This is a genomic window from Thauera mechernichensis, assembly GCF_029588855.1.
Taxonomy (GTDB): Bacteria; Pseudomonadota; Gammaproteobacteria; order Burkholderiales; family Rhodocyclaceae; genus Thauera; species Thauera mechernichensis.
Genome location: NZ_JARQZE010000038.1, coordinates 1 through 2,647, shown reverse-complemented (window position 1 = coordinate 2,647; position 2,647 = coordinate 1). Strand labels below are relative to the sequence as shown.

At 71.7% G+C, this 2,647-nt stretch carries 1 protein-coding gene; it reads left to right on the top strand.

The genetic code is table 11. The annotated features are described in order from the left end of the window. Nucleotides 1-2,647 (top strand): phosphoenolpyruvate carboxylase (gene ppc / locus P7F68_RS19815; RefSeq protein WP_277835650.1); only part of this gene is annotated, 2,647 nt, incomplete at both ends.

Below are 2,647 nucleotides of genomic sequence, written 5' to 3'. Positions count from 1 at the left end.
ATCCGCCAGAACTCGGTGCGCTTCCGCCGCGACGACGACATTGCGGCCCGGCGCGAGCTCGAGGACATCCTCGATGCGCTGTCGCGCGACCAGACGATCCAGGTCGTGCGCGCCTTCAGCTACTTCTCGCACCTGGCCAACATCGCCGAGGACCAGCACCACATCCGGCGCTCGCGCGCGCACCTGGTGGCGGGCTCGGCCCCGCGCGAGGGCAGCCTGCCGCACGCGCTGCAGGCGGTGTTCGACAGCGGCGTGACCGATGCTGCAGGCCTGGTCGCGTTCTTCGACGCTGCGCTGGTGTCGCCGGTGCTCACCGCCCACCCCACCGAGGTGCAACGAAAGAGCATCCTCAACTGCGAGACCGTGATCGCGCGCCTGCTCGACGAGCGCGACCGCATGCAACTCACCCCCGAGGAGGCCGCCGCCAGCGATGAGGCGCTGCGCCGCGCGGTGCTCACGCTGTGGCAGACGCGCATGCTGCGCACCGCCAAGCTGTCGGTGATCGACGAGGTCAATAACGGCCTGTCGTATTTCGACACCACCTTCCTGCGCGAGCTGCCGCGTCTGTACGCCAGCCTGGAAGACCGCCTGGTCGCGGCCGACCCGGCGCTGGGCGCGCCCGAGCTGGCCGCCTTCGTGCAGGTGGGCAGCTGGATCGGCGGTGATCGCGACGGCAACCCCTTCGTCACCGCCGAGGTGCTCGAGCGCGCGCTCGCCATGCAGGCGGCCGTCGCCCTGGGCTACTACCTCACCGAGCTGCACACCCTGGGCTCGCAGCTCTCGCTCGGGCTGGGCCTGGTCTCGGCCTCGGATGCGCTGCTGGCGCTGGCCGCGCGCTCGCCCGACCACTCGCCGCACCGCAGCGACGAACCCTACCGGCGCGCCATCACCGGCATCTACGCCCGCCTGGCGGCCACCTACCAGGCGCTGCTCGGCCACGCCCCGGCCCGCCCCGCAGTGGCCGCGGCCGAGCCCTATGCCGGCGCCGACGCGCTCGCCGAGGACCTCGACACCCTGCACCGCTCGCTGGTGGCCAACGGCTCGGCCGCGCTCGCGCGCGGGCGGCTGCGCCACCTGCGCCGCGCGGTGAAGGTGTTCGGCTTTCATCTCGCGCCGCTCGACCTGCGCCAGAACTCGGACGTGCACGAGCGCGTGGTCGCCGAGCTGCTCGAAGTGGCCCGTCCCGGCACCGCCTATGCCAGCCTTGACGAGGCCGCGCGCTGCCCGCTGCTGCTCGAAGAGCTCGCCACCGCGCGCCCGCTCGCCTCGCCCCACGTCGCCTACTCCGAGGAGAGCGCGGGCGAGCTCGCCATCTTCCGCGCCGCGCGCGGCATCCACCAGCGCTACGGCAGCGCCGCCATCCGCAACTGCATCATCTCCAAGACCGACGACGTCTCCGACCTGCTCGAGCTGGCCGTGCTGCTGAAGGAGGCCGGCCTGCTGCGCCCGCTCGAGAACGCGCTCGACGTGAACATCGTGCCGCTGTTCGAGACCATCGGCGACCTGGAGAACGCCGCCGGCGTGATGGAACGCCTGTTCTCGATCCCGGCCTACCGCGGCCTGCTCGAGGCGCGCGCCCACACCCAGGAGGTCATGCTCGGCTACTCGGACAGCAACAAGGATGGCGGCTTCCTCACCTCGGGCTGGGCGCTGTACAAGGCCGAGGGCGAGCTGGTGGCCACCTTCGCCCGCCACGGCGTGCGTCTGCGCCTGTTCCACGGCCGCGGCGGTTCGGTGGGGCGCGGCGGCGGGCCGAGCTACCAGGCCATCCTCGCTCAGCCCGAGGGCGCGGTGCAGGGCCAGATCCGGCTCACCGAGCAGGGCGAGGTGATCGGCGCCAAGTACGGCAACCCGGAAGTGGGCCGGCGCAACCTCGAGGTGCTGGTGGCCGCCACGCTCGAGACCAGCCTGCGCCCGGCCAGCGCCGCGCCCACCCCGGCGGCCTTCCTCGAGGCCATGCAGGCCTTGTCGGACGCCGCATTCGCCGCCTACCGCGGCCTGGTCTACAAGACCGAGGGCTTCGAGCGCTACTTCTGGGAATCGACCGTGATCAGTGAGATCGCCGCGCTCAACATCGGCAGCCGCCCGGCCTCGCGCAAGAAGAGCACCGCCATCGAGGATCTGCGCGCCATCCCCTGGGTCTTCAGCTGGTCGCAGTGCCGGGTGATGCTGCCGGGCTGGTACGGCTTTGGCAGCGCGGTGCAGGCCTTGCTCGCCCGCCAGCCCGCGGACGGCCTGGCGCTGCTGCAGCGCATGAACCGCGAGTGGCCCTTCTTCCAGACCCTGCTGTCGAACATGGACATGGTGCTGGCCAAGACCGACCTCGCGATCGCCAGCCGCTACGCCGAGCTGGTCAAGGACGCCGCGCTGCGCGAGGCGATCTTCGGGCGCATCCGCGCCGAGCACCAGGCCACCGTCGAGGCGGTGCTCAAGATCACCGGCCAGGCCGCGCTGCTCGACGGCAACCCACTGCTCAAGCGCTCGATCCGCAATCGCTTCCCCTACCTGGACCCGCTCAACCACGTCCAGGTCGAGCTGCTGCGCCGCCACCGCGAAGCCGCCGCCGCTGCCGGCAGCGACGAGCGCACCCGCAACGGCATCCATATCTCGATCAACGGCATCGCGGCGGGCTTGCGCAACAGCGGCT